Below are 15670 nucleotides of genomic sequence, written 5' to 3'. Positions count from 1 at the left end.
TAAGTGACTCTACTTTCTCCAATAGATATGCCGTTTAGTCAAGCTCATAAAACCGCCACTTAGTCCTGAAATCCTTTGGTAAAGACTGATTCGTCAGGATGGCACGGGTCATTTCGACGGGCATGGAATTAATTTGCAGAACGGCATTATGAAACTGTTTGTAGGTCATTTTTCCTGTATCACCAGTTCTTTTTTGAGCGCCAGAAACTGAAAACCGCTGAGTCTGTAACCAGCAAAACACAAAAACACGGTGTTTTTGGTGTTACGATCGATTGTTGACCAAATCACGGTAGTGGTATGATCTCAACGAACTCCCGTTTTCTAACTGCCGCTTAGCCAATGAGCTATTGGTGAACGTAACTCTTCAGCCACTTCTAAGGTTATTGTTCTATGAAAACGCAATTCCCTACACATTCACTAAGTCAAGACGAGCTAGATCGATTGATCGAAATGGCTTGGGAGGATCGCACTCCCTTTGAGGCCATCCAAGTCCAGTTTGGCCTACCCGAGTCAGCGGTAATCCAACTCTTACGGAAGCACTTAAAGCCTGCTTCCTGGCGTCGATGGCGGGCAAGGGTGCAAGGCCGGTCTACCAAGCACGCAGCCTTATCGAGTGGTGTTGGTGATCGGTTCAAGTCTGCTCAGCAACGTTTGATAAGCCAGAACCGGATTAGCAAGCGTTAGTTACCCCTGTCACCTCCGACTAACTGTGGATCTCTGGCTTCGGTCAAGCTGGTGAGCAAAAGCCAATTCGCTTAATCGAAGCTGGCTGCTTCCCTTTGTAATTAAGTGTGCCTTGATCAAGGCTTTACTAAGTTGGGAATGGTAGGAAAACTTAAAGGCTACCTCTGGTGACATTAACTAGGTGTCTTGGAAAAACGGGTCTTTAATGAAACGGCTTATCAACAAGTATTTATCCCCAAATTTTGTACTTTAGCTAATAGACTAGTAGTTCGTCTCCCTCGCTCGTATGAAGACTTGTTACCTTATTAGTGGCCTGCTACTGCTTAACGCCCTGGTAGCTAAAGCACAGTATAATGAACTTAGTACGCAGGTTGGGAGTAGTTTATTCGCTTTCCATGGCGATCGAGTCGTTCATCAATCGTTCTTTACCATTCTTCGAGAGTCTACCCCCGCCACTGTTGGTTCACCTTCCTATACCAATGACCCCTGGAGTAGCCGCAGTAGCTTTTCCTGGACGGTCAGTATGCAGGCGCAACATGTAAGCAAAAAGAACATGATTGCGGGGCTTCAACTAGCCTATGAGTCACTAGCGACAAAGACTAAAATAATTGGTGGTAGCGATCTGGGACAATTTATTGCTTTTCAGCAAGGAAGTTCCCGATTTACCTACGAGTATATGAATTTGCATCCTTTTGTCGGCCAGCGTTTTGGCAACCGGCAAACAAGTTTGGATTTGACCGCTGGTCTTGATGCAGCAATTAGTTTAGCGAACTGGGAAAAAGGAAAGGGCGTAACAGCAAGCAATGACGTCTATCTAACTTATCATAAACACGCGGTTCCAGGCCTGGATTTACGGGCTCGTTTGACGGCAACCGCTTACTATCAAAATGTGGGCTTGAGTGTGAGCTACGCGCATGGGTTGACCGACTACAGTGCGGGTTCGATGGGAAGAGTGGGTTCAGCGACGACTAGTCAAGTCTGGCGAATCAGTGCCAGTTATCGATTACTGGAATAAAGCCTTTTTGCAGCCGTACGGCGATCTGTAGCTACACCACCTACATAACAGTAAACTCTTACTTACCCTTAACGCTATGTCAACTCGTTCTTTTCACATTCTTACCTTTTGGCTACTAACGACTACCCTGGCTAGCGCCCAGACGCTAACCAAAGCAAACTACTTTGGCGTTCGAGCCGGATATCTCAGAGCATCCACTAGTGTCACTAGCTCTCGCAGTGATATGAGGTTCTTGGGCGTTGCTCCCCTAAATAGCTTTTACGCAGGCGCTTTCTATCAGCATACATTGTCTGCTTTACTAGTGTATCGAGTAGAGATAAACTATCAACAAAAGGGGATTGAGTATCAACTGCCGAATGGCGATCTGGTCAGTCGGCAAAAATTCTATTATGCCAGTTTGACGCCCTTAATTGGTATTACACCCATTAAAGGCGTCGGTCTTTTTGTGGGTCCAGAAGCGAATGTTTCTCTAGGCCAAAATGTAAGAAGTAACAATGCGGCCCCCATCGAAGTAGGCATCAGTAGTCGCCTATCATACCATTATCGATGGCTTGGTTTAGAAGTAGGTTATTTTAAAAGCCTGAACGAATTTACATTCTTGGATTTAGGAGCCCGCTTTGGGTTTACCAGCCAGACTTGGCAGGCTGGTCTATCGTTTGTTCCTGGTCTACTGAAAAAAGAGGGCCGGTAGTAGTTGGCAATAAAGTGCTCTTATCTGAGACCATAAAACTTTCGTGTGTCCGCTCCTTACTGTCAATACCAGCGCCCGCATTTGTGCCGCTCGATCTAGTAGCTTTCTTAATAGTTGATAGGATAGGGCAAAATTCCCGCTAGCAGACGCCAGCGGGAATCACGTATCAGCTCGGCTAACTAACGGCGTCTATCTCGTTATGTATAGCCTTGTTCACACGTCGCCGATACGATGCACTAAATACGGATTGGTTAGTTAGCCTGGATTACCTTCTATTCAAAATACGGGGAATACCCCAGTCAAAGCGGAGAAATACCCCGTTTAACGGAATGGCTAAAGCGTAACGTGTGCTGATGGCCATCGAAGAGGATACTAAGTTCTGGAGACGTGGATCGTTGAAAGAAGCCTGACTGTTACCTACCCGACATATTTAGGTGATCCGGTAACCTTGTCTTGATAAAGTCAGCCATAAAAGTGGATCAACTGACTTAAGGCGCTCTATTCACGTTACTCGCTAAAGCAGGTAGTAGCTTTCACCGTATGTAACTAATATGAAGTCCGCTATCGCATATTTACGATAGCGGTACGATTACTCTACGATTGCAGTGCGACCAACTAAAACAGTAAAAACAAGTAAGCGCATTTTTGACTTTTCGCTTCCTGTCTTTACCACCGATGACTTCAAAACCGCCTAAGCACTGCTTATCAAACAGGCTTAAACTTCCGTAAATATGCGGAAGTGACAGATCGATTCGCCTTTTCGCTCTCAATAAGTCATGAATAAGAGCAATGCGTAGGCATAGAATCGCAAAATTAGCCCCGTCACGCGACGATCTACAACAGAACGCATATCTCATCTGAACATAGAATGTGTCTTAAATCAAACGTTTTTCTATCAACTGTACAAACGACCTGTCAACCGCTAGTACCGCAACACATGCTTTGTTTGCCCCTATATTGCTGCTTTGCACAACATCCTTAGGCTTCCTGGTACAAATCAAAATCATCTCCCCGTAACTGCCTGCCCATTGTATTGTCCAGATCTCGATACCGTTTTGACCAAAGCTGTTTTTCGTAGTAGGTGTCCTCTAGCGCATAGCGAAAAACAAACCAACCATCGACTAGGTACAACTTCCGGCAGCGTTTAGCGGTGACTGGACAAACAAAGTAGAATACTTTTCCTTTTCCCAGATTGCTCGGCGCAATCAACAGATCAATGCGGTGCAACTGCCCTTCCCTCGAAACGAGTAGCGCAGCATAATGCATTTTGCCTTCAGGCTGGCGGCAATGTCGATCGTGGCGATTCGTTCACCATGATGACTCCATCCAAGCTGGTGCGTCTTGCCGTCAATCGGATAGCCGGATTGCTTGATGGTTGCCGTGCTGAGGTAGAGTAAGTCATCGATCGTGGTGGGACATTGAGCAATGCGGGGCATGAGGGTAGAGTTTTCCGAATGTGGAAACCTGAATTCTTAAGAAAGATGGACACAAACCCTTCCTTGTCAACCAACAGAGTTAAATGGGTGACCTTTCAGCGTAGTTCGACAGCTCTCGACAATACTTCTTTTTATGGACTGACGAAACTCTTCCATTGATCAGAGTCGCACGCGCACGATGTGATGCCAGAAAAATCATGGGCTTGATCCTACGCACCTTTTTATGGGCTCAAATAAGCTTTCATTGGCCTACAAACGCGGTTTTCTCTCAGCTCATCGGGTAGCGAACATAATGGATATCTAGCAAAATGGACGCCCTTTTTTATGGACATGAAAAACTCAATGCAGTTCCGCTACACAGGCGTGATTTGACTCCGAAAAAATCATGGGAAAGGCTTCTGTGACAGCTATCCGCAACCTGTGGCAGAAATGAAGCTGACCGGCTTAAAATTTCGATTTTTCGGGGGCTCCACTTCTATTAATAAAGGTCATAGATCATGTAAGATGAAATCATTTATCCTCACTTTCGACAAAAGAGGTAAGTTAACTTTATGTCTTTTGTCGAAAGTGAGGATGGCACGGCACGCCAAAGCTTCGTTGCGTTGTCTATCGCTCTATAACGTAAGGTTCCCTAGCGTGCGCGCACGAAACAACCGTGCATTAATCATGGAAACACTGGAAAGAGCATTTTTGCCCTCTACACTGTTTCTATGTGCACCCTAAGCTAAAAAACGGCCTGAACGGCTTATTCACTTCTTATACTCTTTACCGGATTTACCAAAGCTGCTTTTATGCTTTGGATACCTACTGGTAGTGAGGCAACAACAAAAGCGGATAAACCGGCCAGGGCAAACATCCACCACTCAATACTGATCTTATAAGCGAAGTCGGCTAACCAGTGCTGCATCGCATACCAGGCAACGGGGGAAGCGATAAGGATAGCAAGAAAGATCAGTCTGAGATAATCTCTTGAAAGAAGCGCTGTGATGCTGGCGACAGATGCGCCCAGCACTTTCCGAACCCCGATCTCTTTCGTACGTTGCTGAGCCGAAAACATAACCAGCCCAAACAAGCCAAGACAGGATATGGCAATGGCAAGCGCCGTAAACACCGTGGTTAATTTTGCCATGACCTCTTCGCTCTGGTAAAGCTTCGCATACTCCTGATCCAGAAATTGATAAACGAAGGGGTAATTCGGATTGATCCTGTTATACGTCCGCTCAAGATTGCCTAATGCTTGTTTCGTCATGCCGGCTTGTAGGCGCACTAAAATCACCCCGAAATACTCGTATTCTTTTACGTCCACAATCAAGGGTTTGATCGGTTCATGTAGCGAGTGTGTATGGTAATCTTTCAATACGCCAATGATATGGCCTTTCTTTTGCCAGGCTGATATCCATTTACCGAGCGGCTGTTTCATGCCCATTTGCCTGACGGCTTCTTCATTCACTAGAAATGCATCTGTCGAGTCGGTTGCGTTGTTGCGGGAAAAATCGCGTCCCTTGACTACTGTTAGATTCATTAACCGGACAAAGTCGAAGCCAACCGAAGTGGGCTTGAAGCCAACCGAAGCGTTTTTCGGTTTACCTTCCCAGTTAATAGCGTCATCATCCACATTAGTTTCGGCAATGCCATCTGCATCGTCGACTACAAACCCCATCGCATGCGGTGCTTCGCTACTGCGATCAATCATTGTGATACCTGCCATTTTAACGGCTTGGTCTTTGAATAAATGATAGTTGTGGGGAGCCATTAATTCTCCTTCAATGCGGATATAGATCAAGTTATCGCGATTGTAGCCTAGGTGCGTGTTTTGAACATAGCTGGTTTGCTTTGAAACAACGAAGGTGGCGACAAGCAGTATGATTGACAAGCCGAACTGAAAGACCGTTAAGCCCTGTCGAAACCAAATACTCTGCCTGGTAAAGCGCAGGATGCCCTTCAAAATTCGAACCGGCTCCAAAGATGAGAGAAACAAAGCGGGATAACTGCCGGCAAGCATGCCGGTGAGAAAAGTCAAGCCAATTAAACCCATCCAGAATGAGAACTGAGTAAAGGGGTAAGGTATTTGCTTGTTGGTAAGGCTATTAAAGGCTGGAAGTAGAACTAGTGTGGATAGCATAGTAAATACCATCGCTAAACAAGCTAACAGCAAGGCTTCACTGTAAAACTGACCGATCAGATGGATGCGTGTAGAGCCTAATACTTTCCGAACGCCGACCTCTTTGGCTCGTTTTACCGATTGGGCTGTAGCCAAATTCATAAAGTTGATGCAGGCAATAAACAAAATAAAGAGGGCTACCCCGGTGAATATACGCACGTATTCAATCCGTCCCCTTTCGGGTTTGCCATTGACAAACGTACTATGGAGGTATTGGTCGCCAATGGCCTGGAAGCCAATTTGCGTTTTGACCTCTTTGGGTAGGGCTAACCGGGGTTGTAGAAAGCGATTGATCTTTGCTTCTACCAGACTGGGATCGGTACCGTCCGAGAGCTGCACGAACGTTCTAAAATTATTGGACGACCATTCTAAAGAGCCTCTCTGGGCCTCCCAGCTAAGCAAAAAATCAAATTTGAGCGAGCTTTGGCGGGGTAGGTTTTCAAAAACAGCGGTAACCATTAAATCCAGCTTATTCTCGTAACGGAGTGTTTTGCCAACCGCCTTGTACGGGTTACCAAAGAACAGTTCCGCCATTTTGCGCGAAATGGCAATACTACGGATGTCCTTGAGTGCGGTTTGGGCATTGCCCGCCAGAAGGGGATAACTGAACAGGGTAAAAAAGTCGTTGCTGGCACGTGACCCCTCCAGTTTAAATTTTCGTTCTCCGAGCTGGAACGTTTCGGGGTGCCCCCAGGGAAGCTCATAGCCAGTGGCATAAAAGACTACATGCTGTATTTCTGGTAGTGCTTTTTTGGCATCTTCTAGCAAAAATATGCGTTGATTTCCTGCAATTTGTAAAGGTGTATTATAATTGCCATCGACTTTTCCAGTTGCGGAAACCGTCTGATAAGCGGTATACAGGTTCTGACCGTTCGCATGAAAATTATCAATGCTCCGTTCATCGGTTACCCACAGAAAAATAAACAGGCAGCAGACCATACCCAAGGACAGTCCCAATACATTGATGAAACTGAACGCCTTATTTTTTAGTAGGTTTCGGGTAGCAATTTTTAGATAGTTGCGAATCATAGCAGGGTGTAAGACGAAAGGTTTAGGATAATCAGTGAGGCTTCTATAACTAGCGGTATGTTCTGTTGTCGATGCTCGACGCCAAAGCCGGGGATGCAACAAGAGTAGGATGTCGACCAGGTATAAAAGTCGGACGGTAAAGGCAGGAAGGCGCTGTAGCCGTTTATAGAAGAGTTCATCCAGATCACCCAGGACTTCTTCCTGTAAGTGAGCCGCCACAAGGATGGTCAGCAGGCGTTGAGCCCACCGCGGGGGCCGGGGGGATGCTGGCGTACGACTCATGCGATGCCTCCTCCAAAAGCAGCCTTAGGAATACCTGCCCACAAGTCATTTCGGACACGACGCGCTTCCTGCAAAGCTTGTTTCCCTGCTTTGGTTACGATAAAAAGCCGTTTACGCCGGCCTCCTCGTTCGGCCGTAGCATCACCAAACCGGGAGTGCACGAACCCTTTTTCCTCGAGCCGCTGCATGGTCCGGTGAACAGCGCCCAGACTCAAGGGTCTCTCAAGGCGCTGGCCAAGTTCTTCAACGACGGCCACGCTATAGGCGTCGTCATAGAGCAGCGCAATGGTTAAAAGGACGAGTTCCTCGAACTCACCTAATTGATCTCCTTTCATCTTTTTTAGTGTCTGGTTAAAGGCTAAGACTTACTGGCCAAACTATCTTTCTCATTTGTATAGCAAATAGTAGACCAATCAGGAATAAGCCTCAATAGCGATCAAGAAAGCATGTTTTCTGAAATCGGGCAGTAGGATAGTGTCCGTTAGTGGACGTTGCACTGTCCATACATGGACAGTGAGCAGATACGGTATGGGAACTAGTGAAGCATCTTCTACTAATTAACTAAAGGAGCGCATTTAATAAGTGACGCCAAGACTAAATGGAAGATTAATTAGTCTGAAATAAACAGCCTTGTATGCAAATTCGTATGCAAACAAAAAAGCCACTCACCGTTTTTACACTGTAAGTGGCTGATCGTCAAGTGCACTCGTAGGGATTCGAACCCCAAACCTCCTGATCCGTAGTTACTATGCCGCCCATTTCGAGCGGCTTTTTGTTTCTTCTGATCGTAGGAAAAATGCCCTTTCCAGTAAATAAAAGCCCTTTTAGTTCTTCGGCTATTTACGTTTAGTTTCGGCTATTGTTGTTATTTTTGGGCGAGTTGCTGGGCGAGTGGACCAGCGGCTCGCCCAAGCGATGAACCCAACCGAGGCTACCGTAAAGCTTACCTACGACAAAGTTAAGGACGGCATGGTTAGTATCAAACTCCGCGTCTGCTACCAGACCGAGCGGCCCCGCTACCATCTGCCCGTCAAAGAAGGCGTCATTGTCTCGCCCGACACCTATAAGCGTCTGATCGCCTACCACCAGACCCGGTCGGGCCGAACCGCCGAGGATATCCGCAGTCTGTACGCCCAGATCCTGCCTTTCATCGAGCGGGCCGAAAAGATCATTGAATCGCTTACTCCTTTTTCGTTTGCCCGGTTCGAGAGTTTATTCTACGCCCAGAACGCAATCAGCGAAAAGCCCGAAGCCAACGACGTGCTCGGCGCGCTGATGGCTTCCCACGCGCAGATGGATAAGGAAGGCCGGATCGGGAACGCCGATGCGTACCGCTCAGCGGCCCAGTCGCTCAAACGGTTTGTCGATTCGCTTTCGAATGCCGAGCGGGCGGAGCTGATGCCTACCCCCGCCAAGAAAAACGCGGCTACTAACCTACTGCGCTTCGATCACATTACGCCCGCCTTCCTCCACCAGTACGAAGCCTGGATGCTGCGGTACGGATCGGTCGCCCGAAAGGAAGGCAACGCGCCGACGCCCGCTTCACTGACGACGGTAGGTATTTATTTGCGGCAGCTGCGGACCGTGTTTAACAACGCCATCGACGATAAGGTAATCGAGAAGAGCGTTTATCCTTTTTCTAGGAAAGGCTACGTGATTCCCACGGGTCGAAATGTTAAGAAAGCGCTCCGCAAAAACGTCATTCGGGACATTATGGCGTATGAATGTGAACCAGCCACATTGGAAGAGCGAAGCCGGGATCTGTGGGTCCTCTCCTACCTGTCCAACGGAATGAACCTGACCGATATCTGCAATTTGCGCTGGTCGAATATCAGCTTTGCCGATCAGACCATTACGTTTGTCCGAAAAAAGACTTCCCGTACCCAACGGGGCAATCCCATAACGGTCGTAGCCAGTCTGTTTGATGAGACCAAAGCCATTATCGAGCGGTGGGGCAACCGCGACCGGCTGGCAGGTAGCTACGTGTTCCCGTTTCTGAATGATCAGATGGACCCCAGGCGCAAAAAGCGAACCATCTCCCAGCTGGTCAAAACCACCAACAAGTACATGAAGCTTATTGCCAAGGAACTAGGTGTGGAGGTGGAAATAAAAACCTACGAAGCCCGCCACTCCTTTGCCTCGGCTATGCTCAAGGCGGGGGCGGATTTAGTGTACATCAAAGACAAGCTTGGCCAGAGTAGTCTTAAATCAACTGAGTCTTATGTCGTCAGCCTGCACGATGAAGACGAGCAGACGATGCTGCGCAACTCTCTGCTATAAGCTCAGCGGGATTCTATCTGATTAACGATGTGCTGACGCTCGGCTTCAAGTACCACGTTGGCTAGGTGCTCATTTTGAATTTGAGCATTGATAGCCAGTGCCAATGAAAAACAGCTATCAAACTGATTAGCTTCAAGCGTACGAGCTTTACGTTCGTAGAGATCAGCCAGGACCATTTCACCCGCAATGATCTGGGATTCAAGAAGGGCTTTCTTTTGATATAGATAGCGGTCAGGCATCGGACAAAACCAGGAATCTGTGTGATTGATTTATGTTGCTAGTAAAAATAACATTACCTACACAGTTATCAACTATTGTCGGCTGCAATCCGGTTATAGATTAGTCCCTTACCTCATTAGCGTAGCCAGTATGCTACCTTTTGTTTCGTTTAGCTGACAAACGAATAAAACCGGATAACGGTCATGAGTGAACTATCAATTTTTGGAATAACTGCCGTTACCGTTCACTCGTTCGCTATTTTCTGAAAGGCCGCTCCAGGTGGCGGGTATTGAGCTTTGCCCTAGCTTGCCTTCTCGGCGCTGCCGACGTCTTTTTGGCTGACAGGTACTAGTTTAGCCTTTTTGAGGGTATATGGGCCGTTCGCGGCTTTATTCGCCTCTACCAGCAAAGACACGCAGACTAAGGCGTCCTATTCATCCTTTGGCTCCCAAAGCTCAATGATATTGCCCTCCGGATCGAGCACGTGCACGAACTTGCCGTAATCGTGCTCCGCTATTTCATCGACAATCGTTACGTTATCCCGTTTCAACTCTTCCACCAGTGCAGAAAGATTCTCCACCCGGTAATTGATCATAAACGGCTTAGCGGAGGGATTGAACACCTCGGAATCACTGGCGAATGCGGCCCAGGTGGTTGACCCTTTCTGGGCGGGATCATCGGCCTGCCGCCACTCAAACGTTGTTCCGTATTCGCTGGTTTCCAATCCCAGATTTTTGGCGTACCACTCGTTCATGGCTTGCGGGTCATTGCATTTAAAGAATATCCCGCCCAGGCCCGTTACTTTTTTCATAGTTGTCGATTTGGTTATTATCCACAGTAAAGCTATTAGCACGTGTTGTCCCTACCTATTAATTGAGCCGCTTCTTTTTCTAAACGTTAAACTCATCTTGGGTCAGAACGCCTGCATCCAGCAGCTACTTTAGTTTGATCAGCTCATCCGCTACACCAATGAGTTTATCAGTTACCATAGTTATTTAGCCGCAAGCGTACGAATTTTCAGCGCCTAAAGGTCGCGAAGTACCATTTCGTGGGCGGCAATCTGGAATTCGACTTGTATTAACTTTCGGCGTAGCTGGCAGAGACTCATAGGTAATTGGCAGACTCAGACAATCGTCCGATATTTATAGACAAATTGATCATTTATGTTAAGATGACATGTTTACCATACTCTTTGAAGGACTAAAAGAAGACGGATTTACGGTTTCATTCGGCTTTTATTTTGAAAGCTTTGATGAAGCATTTGAAGCCGCTAAAGAATGGGCACTAGAAGAATGGGGCAATGCTGACTTTAATGTATTTCCTAGCGGCTTTTTTACCTACAAAGACATGCTAATTAGAGTTGAATTAGAAGGTATCATTGTGCCTGGAAACAACGCTTAAAAATACCCTGACAAAAGTTTGAGAGTTAATTTTTAATTGATCCCTTTCAATCCAATTAAGTGGTTCAAAATCTTGCCAATTTTTGTTTCTAAAAAGCCCACCAAAAAAACCAGATACGTCAGGATGGATTCGTTGCATTTTCCGCTCATAATCTCCAATAATAGAATAAGTTAACCCTCTTGGAAATCCAGGTGAGTTAGCAGGAAATGTTGCACCAAATAATATCAGTTCACCAATTATAAAAATTGTGGACTCATGTATATAACTCACTTGTCTGCCTTTTATAAAATCAGTGAGTCTAAATCCCCCTAATGGCTGTGAATGATACCTGGCCCAATCGGGCGGATTAACCCTGGCTAACCAAAAATCCCATTTTTCGGGCACTTCCCTAGTCTCTTTAAAGTGATACCGTTCGGCTTTAGTAATCAGCTTATCATTATTTGACTTAAATTCACCTATGATGGTTTTTAAATAAAGCCATCTGGATATAATGGCCCTCTCTTCATTACCTATATTAATAGAGTCTCCAATTATAAGCTTGGAAAGAATTGGTTTTGCTGCGTCATCTATTCCACTCATCCAGCCGTTATTGCAGGTACTACAAACTACTTTCGGCTGCCAACTTTCGGCTGGACCAGTTCGTTTTTTTGGTTGCTTAATTTCTCGCTCTCGATTTGTGCCAAAATTCTCTATTTCACTATAGGCAAACATGTGCATGTTGGGAACGTACTTACCTTTTGCATGTTCATCAATTAAAGGTTTGAGCCATTTAGACCAAAAATGCTCACCAGTTAACGGCCTACTACCGCAAAAAATACAGTCCTGAACGGCTCTGTTTTGCTGTTGCTTTTTTTGTTTGTTGCTCATTTTGTAGATAGATGCAGTGTTTTCACTGGCTTTTTCATTACACGTTTCTCAGCATGTATCTTCTGCTTTCAACAGCGATAAATAATTGATTGCCTGAGAGCTTCATTTATTTATCGCTAATAGTTGGTTGTGACTTCTTAGTCTCGCCATCCACAAACGATTCGACGCTATCGATCAACCGCATTATCTTTTCGTCGATAATTTCAAGCTGATGAGCCGCCCGCTGCTTTTTTAAGCTTTTTGGACGCAATTCAACACCATAGCTTTTGCCACCAGCAATATCATACCGGAAATTGGTCAACGTAATTCGGTAGTAGCGGTCGTAACACTCGATACTAGCTGCATAGGTTACGCCGGGCAGGATGGCAGGCGTTTTTTTGTCATTATAGAATTGCGGCTCAAAGCTACCTGTCGTTATAATATCACCGAGCAGGTTATCGCTTACACCCAGCGCCTGGGTTGGGTTGACGCTGTGAAAGGCCGCCCACCGGCGTGCCTGCCGAAAGATAGTTTCCCGGTCAGCGGGAATACGTTGGGTAATCTGGTAGCTGGCTTTTCCGTACTGCATGGGCATAACGCCAAGTAGCTTACCGCTTTGAATTTCGTTGGGCACAAAGCCGCCACAACTGGAAAGAAATACTACAATAAGAGCAAGAGAAAGGTACTTCATAAAAGGTGTAGATAGAATGACTAACTTGTAGCCTTGAAGTGGAACCAATTGATTTAGTTACTTTTTGATTTTTTTAAGGTTAGTCCATTTCGAAGTGGTTGAGTTTGTCACAAAAACAGAGTACTTGCGTCCTGTTTTACTGGCAGCAATTTCTACTTCGTTAAGCGCATCAGAAACTGTAATATCACGATAGGTAATATATTCAGCAGGAGGTAATTCATACCACTCTTTTGTAGTTGTATTCTGGACTTTTTGGTAAAACTGAATAGCTGCCATTGCTTCATGCAACACCGTATATCTTTGTACCGGAATTTCATTTTCACTTGTAAGTTTGTGAAGTTCTACGCGAGCTAGGATCTTTTTCATGGATGTTTAAAATTTGTGGTATAGTTTTAATTATTAATAATCACATTAGCAGCTTATCATCGTACATTCCGCTTTTCTTTGGCCTCTTCATGTATTATTTGAGCCTCGCTGCTGGTTATTGGATGGGTAGACATAAGCGCTGATAAACTATCTCTCAGCGCTTTATTTTCTTGACGTAAATGACATTTTGTTTATCTGAAATGAGGCTACTAAAAAATATCAGTCAATACCTAACCCCTGCTTAATCATCGATTCGTCCAGCCGGTCAAACAGTGGAAGTAAGTTTTTCAAGTTTCCTGAAATAGCATCGCGCGTTATCGTGTCAAACATAGAATTTATTTCTTGACTATCTATCCCTAACTTGTCGGTTACATCTTTAAAAACTACGTTTTTCAAAGTCAGCATTTCATACTCTAATCTTGTAATTCTTAATGTGTTCATCTGCTGTAATTTCAACAGCGCATCTTTTAATTCTTCCATAATTGTATGTGATAAAATTACATATTGAGATTTATAATGACGGCAAGCCAAATATTGTCATGATGGCGGCAAAGCAACCACTAGTTCTTCCAAAGAATAATTGATTTATATTCAAAGGCACTTGCCTTAACTTTACAGACAAATGGACTACGTATTTTACTTCATTACAATTACCGCCTATTTATTACTGGGTGGCGGTTTGCTCAGTTACACAACTGAAATAAAAGGTTATAAACCTCATCTAATGCTTAAGCTGTTTATCGTAATAGAGCCCGGTAAAAGCCGTTGTCCCGCCCCGTCAGGTGTACGATACTTCCTTTGGGAATCATCGTCAGTACTTTGGCATCCGAATGTGGGCTTGATTTGAGTGCAGCATCAGTTATAATATCCTGATCAACGGGAGTGGTGAAGGTATACCGCTCCTGTATTGGTAGCAGATCTAAGGTCGCATCCTGAGCAAAAAGAAAGGCAGGTAGGAAGAATAGAAATGTAAAGAGTGTTTTCATGTATGGTGTGGCTATGGCAATCGTCTTTTATTGTTTAACGCCGGTTCCAATCCCGGTCTATTTTCCGAATAAAGTATAATTCATAAACCTCGGAGAGTCGTACGTCAAAGTCTGGATATTCGTCTTTGTCTGGATTGATAGATGCACATGTTATAATACCCTCGTGTACATTGTGCTTTACAATTCGCTTGATAATTAGCCCATCATGAGTGACTACGACATAGTCGGTCCCACCGTTTGTATATAATTTGTGTCTCCATAGATCGGGCTCAACAAAACGTCCAATGGCTACGTCCTTATGACAAATAGCATCGCGGCTACCATCGTCCATACTTTCTCCTCTTACTTCAAAGGCTCGAAATCTGCCTTTCTCACTTTTGGGTAAGACAATGTTGTATTTAGGAAGGTCAATAATGTATTCATGGTCTTTCCAGCCACGAGGGTAACTCGCATAAGCATACTCAGGAACCAGTGGCATGGACATCAACACCATTCCATTACTTAGGTCCCAGAATTCATTTCCTGCCTGATTTTTTGTAGACTCGGTTTCGTCAAGCAGATCCAATCCGACAGCATCTTCGCCGACCCTATTTATGTACTTGCTGACCTGAGATTTTTCCTCTTTTGTGAATTCCTCTTTTTCTACACCTAATGCCTTTGCAAACGGCTCCAATAGCTCGTCTTTCTTTATGACTCCTATTTGTAGATAGTTGTAGATGGTTTTTCTGTCTACGCCTACGGCTTTAGCTAAGCTGTCCTTACTCATGCGCTTTGATCGCATAATAGCTAAAACTCTATCTATATCTATAAGTACTGACATTCAAATAGTTATGATATTTTTCCCCAAATGGGTAAAATATTTTCCCCAAATTATTTGCCCATTTGGGGAAAACGAGTAATATTTACAACACAATTACACCACAATAATAACACAAACAAAAACGCAGACATGCATATGAATGAATTGCAAAGTGAATGTTTGAGTGAACGGTTACAGAGAGCCTACAAGCGAATCTCCCCAAATTTGAGGGCATTGGCACGCCGGGACTTTTGCGAAGCGCACGAAATCACAGATGATACCTTTCGGGCAAAACGAGTGGGGAAACCGGGTTACGTAATTACCGAGCAAGAGTGCGAATGGCTTGAAGCGTATAAACCCTACGTTAGCGCCTAACCCTGACTTGAAACACCTTAACGCACCATCAAGTGATTATGGATAATCCTTTTGAAGCTTTGCAAAAGCAGCTTAACCAGTTGCAGCACATGGTTGGTCAGTTATTAGCCAAACCGGATGTCGCCCAACCTTCTACCGAGCTACCAATTGCCTTTGATGCCGCCTGCCGGATTTTGATGATGTCAGAAAGCGCAGCCTACCAGAACATGAGTAAGATACCACACTACAAGCGGCACGGTAAGCTATACTTTTTCGAATCTGAACTACTCGACTACATCCGTAACAAGTCCACTTCGACAACAATTGACGGCAAACCAGCCCGTTCTCGTCGTCAGGCAGTGACCTAGTAAATTAGGTGTACCAAACAAGCTGATCGGATTTAATCCTTTCACATTCAACTTGCTAAAAA

At 45.1% G+C, this 15670-nt stretch carries 19 protein-coding genes; 6 read left to right on the top strand and 13 right to left on the bottom strand.

What is annotated here, in order from left to right:
- Positions 1-34 precede the first annotated feature (34 nt).
- Positions 35-169: a hypothetical protein gene (locus M0L20_RS17055; RefSeq protein ID WP_435531837.1), complete on the bottom strand. Its 135-nt coding sequence runs from the start codon at positions 167-169 to the stop codon at positions 35-37.
- Between the two features lie 221 nt (positions 170-390).
- Here M0L20_RS17055 and M0L20_RS17050 point away from each other — a divergent pair, with 221 nt between their 5' ends.
- The 3 genes from M0L20_RS17050 (at position 391) to M0L20_RS17040 (ending at position 2390) form a co-directional block, all read left to right on the top strand.
- Complete coding sequence (locus tag M0L20_RS17050) at positions 391-684, top strand: TIGR03643 family protein (RefSeq protein ID WP_232562148.1); 294 nt, start codon at positions 391-393, stop codon at positions 682-684.
- Positions 685-970: 286 nt separating this feature from the next.
- Positions 971-1699, top strand: a complete 729-nt coding sequence (locus M0L20_RS17045) for a hypothetical protein (protein ID WP_248478180.1) — start codon at positions 971-973, stop codon at positions 1697-1699.
- A gap of 76 nt (positions 1700-1775) precedes the next feature.
- Positions 1776-2390, top strand: a complete 615-nt coding sequence (locus tag M0L20_RS17040) for a hypothetical protein (RefSeq protein WP_248478178.1) — start codon at positions 1776-1778, stop codon at positions 2388-2390.
- A 978-nt stretch (positions 2391-3368) separates the two neighbouring features.
- On the opposite strand, the gene M0L20_RS17035 is transcribed toward M0L20_RS17040, so the two are convergent.
- From M0L20_RS17035 to M0L20_RS17020, 4 genes are all read right to left on the bottom strand, one after another.
- On the bottom strand, positions 3369-3656 hold the full coding sequence (locus M0L20_RS17035) for a hypothetical protein (protein ID WP_248478177.1): 288 nt from the start codon (positions 3654-3656) through the stop codon (positions 3369-3371).
- Positions 3596-3826, bottom strand: a complete 231-nt coding sequence (locus tag M0L20_RS17030) for a hypothetical protein (protein ID WP_248478175.1) — start codon at positions 3824-3826, stop codon at positions 3596-3598. Before M0L20_RS17030 ends, M0L20_RS17035 begins: the two co-directional genes overlap by 61 nt.
- A gap of 745 nt (positions 3827-4571) precedes the next feature.
- Positions 4572-7298 carry an ABC transporter permease gene (locus tag M0L20_RS17025; protein WP_248478173.1) on the bottom strand — a complete coding sequence of 909 codons (2727 nt, stop codon included), beginning with the start codon at positions 7296-7298 and terminating at the stop codon, positions 4572-4574.
- Complete coding sequence (locus M0L20_RS17020) at positions 7295-7633, bottom strand: PadR family transcriptional regulator (RefSeq protein WP_248478171.1); 339 nt, start codon at positions 7631-7633, stop codon at positions 7295-7297. The genes M0L20_RS17025 and M0L20_RS17020 overlap by 4 nt, the downstream gene beginning before the upstream one ends.
- Positions 7634-8213: 580 nt before the next feature.
- Here M0L20_RS17020 and M0L20_RS17015 point away from each other — a divergent pair.
- Complete coding sequence (locus M0L20_RS17015; protein ID WP_248478170.1) at positions 8214-9578, top strand: tyrosine-type recombinase/integrase; 1365 nt, start codon at positions 8214-8216, stop codon at positions 9576-9578.
- A 2-nt stretch (positions 9579-9580) separates the two neighbouring features.
- Here the strand turns inward: M0L20_RS17015 and M0L20_RS17010 are convergent, their stop codons facing one another.
- Together M0L20_RS17010 and M0L20_RS17005 are read right to left on the bottom strand one after the other, a co-directional pair.
- Positions 9581-9817, bottom strand: a complete 237-nt coding sequence (locus M0L20_RS17010) for a hypothetical protein (protein WP_248478169.1) — start codon at positions 9815-9817, stop codon at positions 9581-9583.
- A gap of 410 nt (positions 9818-10227) precedes the next feature.
- Positions 10228-10608, bottom strand: coding sequence for a VOC family protein (locus tag M0L20_RS17005; protein WP_248478168.1), 381 nt, complete (start codon positions 10606-10608; stop codon positions 10228-10230).
- A gap of 365 nt (positions 10609-10973) precedes the next feature.
- On the opposite strand from M0L20_RS17005, the gene M0L20_RS17000 reads away from it, so the two are divergent.
- Positions 10974-11198, top strand: coding sequence for a hypothetical protein (locus tag M0L20_RS17000; protein ID WP_248478167.1), 225 nt, complete (start codon positions 10974-10976; stop codon positions 11196-11198).
- Here the strand turns inward: M0L20_RS17000 and M0L20_RS16995 are convergent.
- From M0L20_RS16995 to M0L20_RS16970, 6 genes are all read right to left on the bottom strand, one after another.
- Entirely contained in the window at positions 11163-12065 is a 903-nt protein-coding gene (locus M0L20_RS16995; RefSeq protein WP_248478166.1) for a hypothetical protein, read from the bottom strand. The genes M0L20_RS17000 and M0L20_RS16995 overlap by 36 nt on opposite strands.
- A gap of 106 nt (positions 12066-12171) precedes the next feature.
- Entirely contained in the window at positions 12172-12735 is a 564-nt protein-coding gene (locus tag M0L20_RS16990) for a DUF4468 domain-containing protein (protein ID WP_248478165.1), read from the bottom strand.
- 57 nt (positions 12736-12792) lie between these two features.
- Positions 12793-13101, bottom strand: a complete 309-nt coding sequence (locus M0L20_RS16985; RefSeq protein WP_248478164.1) for a hypothetical protein — start codon at positions 13099-13101, stop codon at positions 12793-12795.
- 219 nt (positions 13102-13320) lie between these two features.
- Positions 13321-13581: a hypothetical protein gene (locus tag M0L20_RS16980; protein ID WP_248478163.1), complete on the bottom strand. Its 261-nt coding sequence runs from the start codon at positions 13579-13581 to the stop codon at positions 13321-13323.
- Positions 13582-13838: 257 nt separating this feature from the next.
- Positions 13839-14087, bottom strand: coding sequence for an SH3 domain-containing protein (locus M0L20_RS16975; RefSeq protein ID WP_248478161.1), 249 nt, complete (start codon positions 14085-14087; stop codon positions 13839-13841).
- 34 nt (positions 14088-14121) lie between these two features.
- Positions 14122-14907, bottom strand: coding sequence for a LexA family transcriptional regulator (locus M0L20_RS16970; protein ID WP_248478159.1), 786 nt, complete (start codon positions 14905-14907; stop codon positions 14122-14124).
- A 392-nt stretch (positions 14908-15299) separates the two neighbouring features.
- On the opposite strand from M0L20_RS16970, the gene M0L20_RS16965 reads away from it, so the two are divergent.
- The gene (locus M0L20_RS16965; protein WP_248478157.1) at positions 15300-15608 is read left to right on the top strand and encodes a helix-turn-helix domain-containing protein; all 309 of its coding nucleotides are present in this window, start codon (positions 15300-15302) and stop codon (positions 15606-15608) included.
- Positions 15609-15670: the final 62 nt, after the last annotated feature.

The organism is Spirosoma liriopis, assembly GCF_023196085.1.
Taxonomy (GTDB): Bacteria; Bacteroidota; Bacteroidia; order Cytophagales; family Spirosomataceae; genus Spirosoma; species Spirosoma oryzicola.
The sequence above is the reverse complement of the archived record's forward strand: the minus strand, read 5'-3'. Positions and strand labels throughout refer to the sequence as shown.

Bases quoted from the DNA above. Each gene is read 5' to 3' on its own strand.
- M0L20_RS17015 (WP_248478170.1), top strand. From the start codon at position 8,214: ATGAACCCAACCGAGGCTACCGTAAAGCTTACCTACGACAAAGTTAAG.
- M0L20_RS16985 (WP_248478164.1), bottom strand. From the start codon at position 13,101: ATGAAAAAGATCCTAGCTCGCGTAGAACTTCACAAACTTACAAGTGAA.
- M0L20_RS16970 (WP_248478159.1), bottom strand. From the start codon at position 14,907: ATGTCAGTACTTATAGATATAGATAGAGTTTTAGCTATTATGCGATCA.
- M0L20_RS17025 (WP_248478173.1), bottom strand. From the start codon at position 7,298: ATGAGTCGTACGCCAGCATCCCCCCGGCCCCCGCGGTGGGCTCAACGC.
- M0L20_RS16995 (WP_248478166.1), bottom strand. From the start codon at position 12,065: ATGAGCAACAAACAAAAAAAGCAACAGCAAAACAGAGCCGTTCAGGAC.
- M0L20_RS16975 (WP_248478161.1), bottom strand. From the start codon at position 14,087: ATGAAAACACTCTTTACATTTCTATTCTTCCTACCTGCCTTTCTTTTT.
- M0L20_RS17035 (WP_248478177.1), bottom strand. From the start codon at position 3,656: ATGCATTATGCTGCGCTACTCGTTTCGAGGGAAGGGCAGTTGCACCGC.
- M0L20_RS16965 (WP_248478157.1), top strand. From the start codon at position 15,300: ATGGATAATCCTTTTGAAGCTTTGCAAAAGCAGCTTAACCAGTTGCAG.
- M0L20_RS17040 (WP_248478178.1), top strand. From the start codon at position 1,776: ATGTCAACTCGTTCTTTTCACATTCTTACCTTTTGGCTACTAACGACT.
- M0L20_RS17045 (WP_248478180.1), top strand. From the start codon at position 971: ATGAAGACTTGTTACCTTATTAGTGGCCTGCTACTGCTTAACGCCCTG.
- M0L20_RS17000 (WP_248478167.1), top strand. From the start codon at position 10,974: ATGTTTACCATACTCTTTGAAGGACTAAAAGAAGACGGATTTACGGTT.
- M0L20_RS17010 (WP_248478169.1), bottom strand. From the start codon at position 9,817: ATGCCTGACCGCTATCTATATCAAAAGAAAGCCCTTCTTGAATCCCAG.
- M0L20_RS17020 (WP_248478171.1), bottom strand. From the start codon at position 7,633: ATGAAAGGAGATCAATTAGGTGAGTTCGAGGAACTCGTCCTTTTAACC.
- M0L20_RS16990 (WP_248478165.1), bottom strand. From the start codon at position 12,735: ATGAAGTACCTTTCTCTTGCTCTTATTGTAGTATTTCTTTCCAGTTGT.
- M0L20_RS17050 (WP_232562148.1), top strand. From the start codon at position 391: ATGAAAACGCAATTCCCTACACATTCACTAAGTCAAGACGAGCTAGAT.
- M0L20_RS16980 (WP_248478163.1), bottom strand. From the start codon at position 13,581: ATGGAAGAATTAAAAGATGCGCTGTTGAAATTACAGCAGATGAACACA.
- M0L20_RS17005 (WP_248478168.1), bottom strand. From the start codon at position 10,608: ATGAAAAAAGTAACGGGCCTGGGCGGGATATTCTTTAAATGCAATGAC.
- M0L20_RS17055 (WP_435531837.1), bottom strand. From the start codon at position 169: ATGACCTACAAACAGTTTCATAATGCCGTTCTGCAAATTAATTCCATG.
- M0L20_RS17030 (WP_248478175.1), bottom strand. From the start codon at position 3,826: ATGCCCCGCATTGCTCAATGTCCCACCACGATCGATGACTTACTCTAC.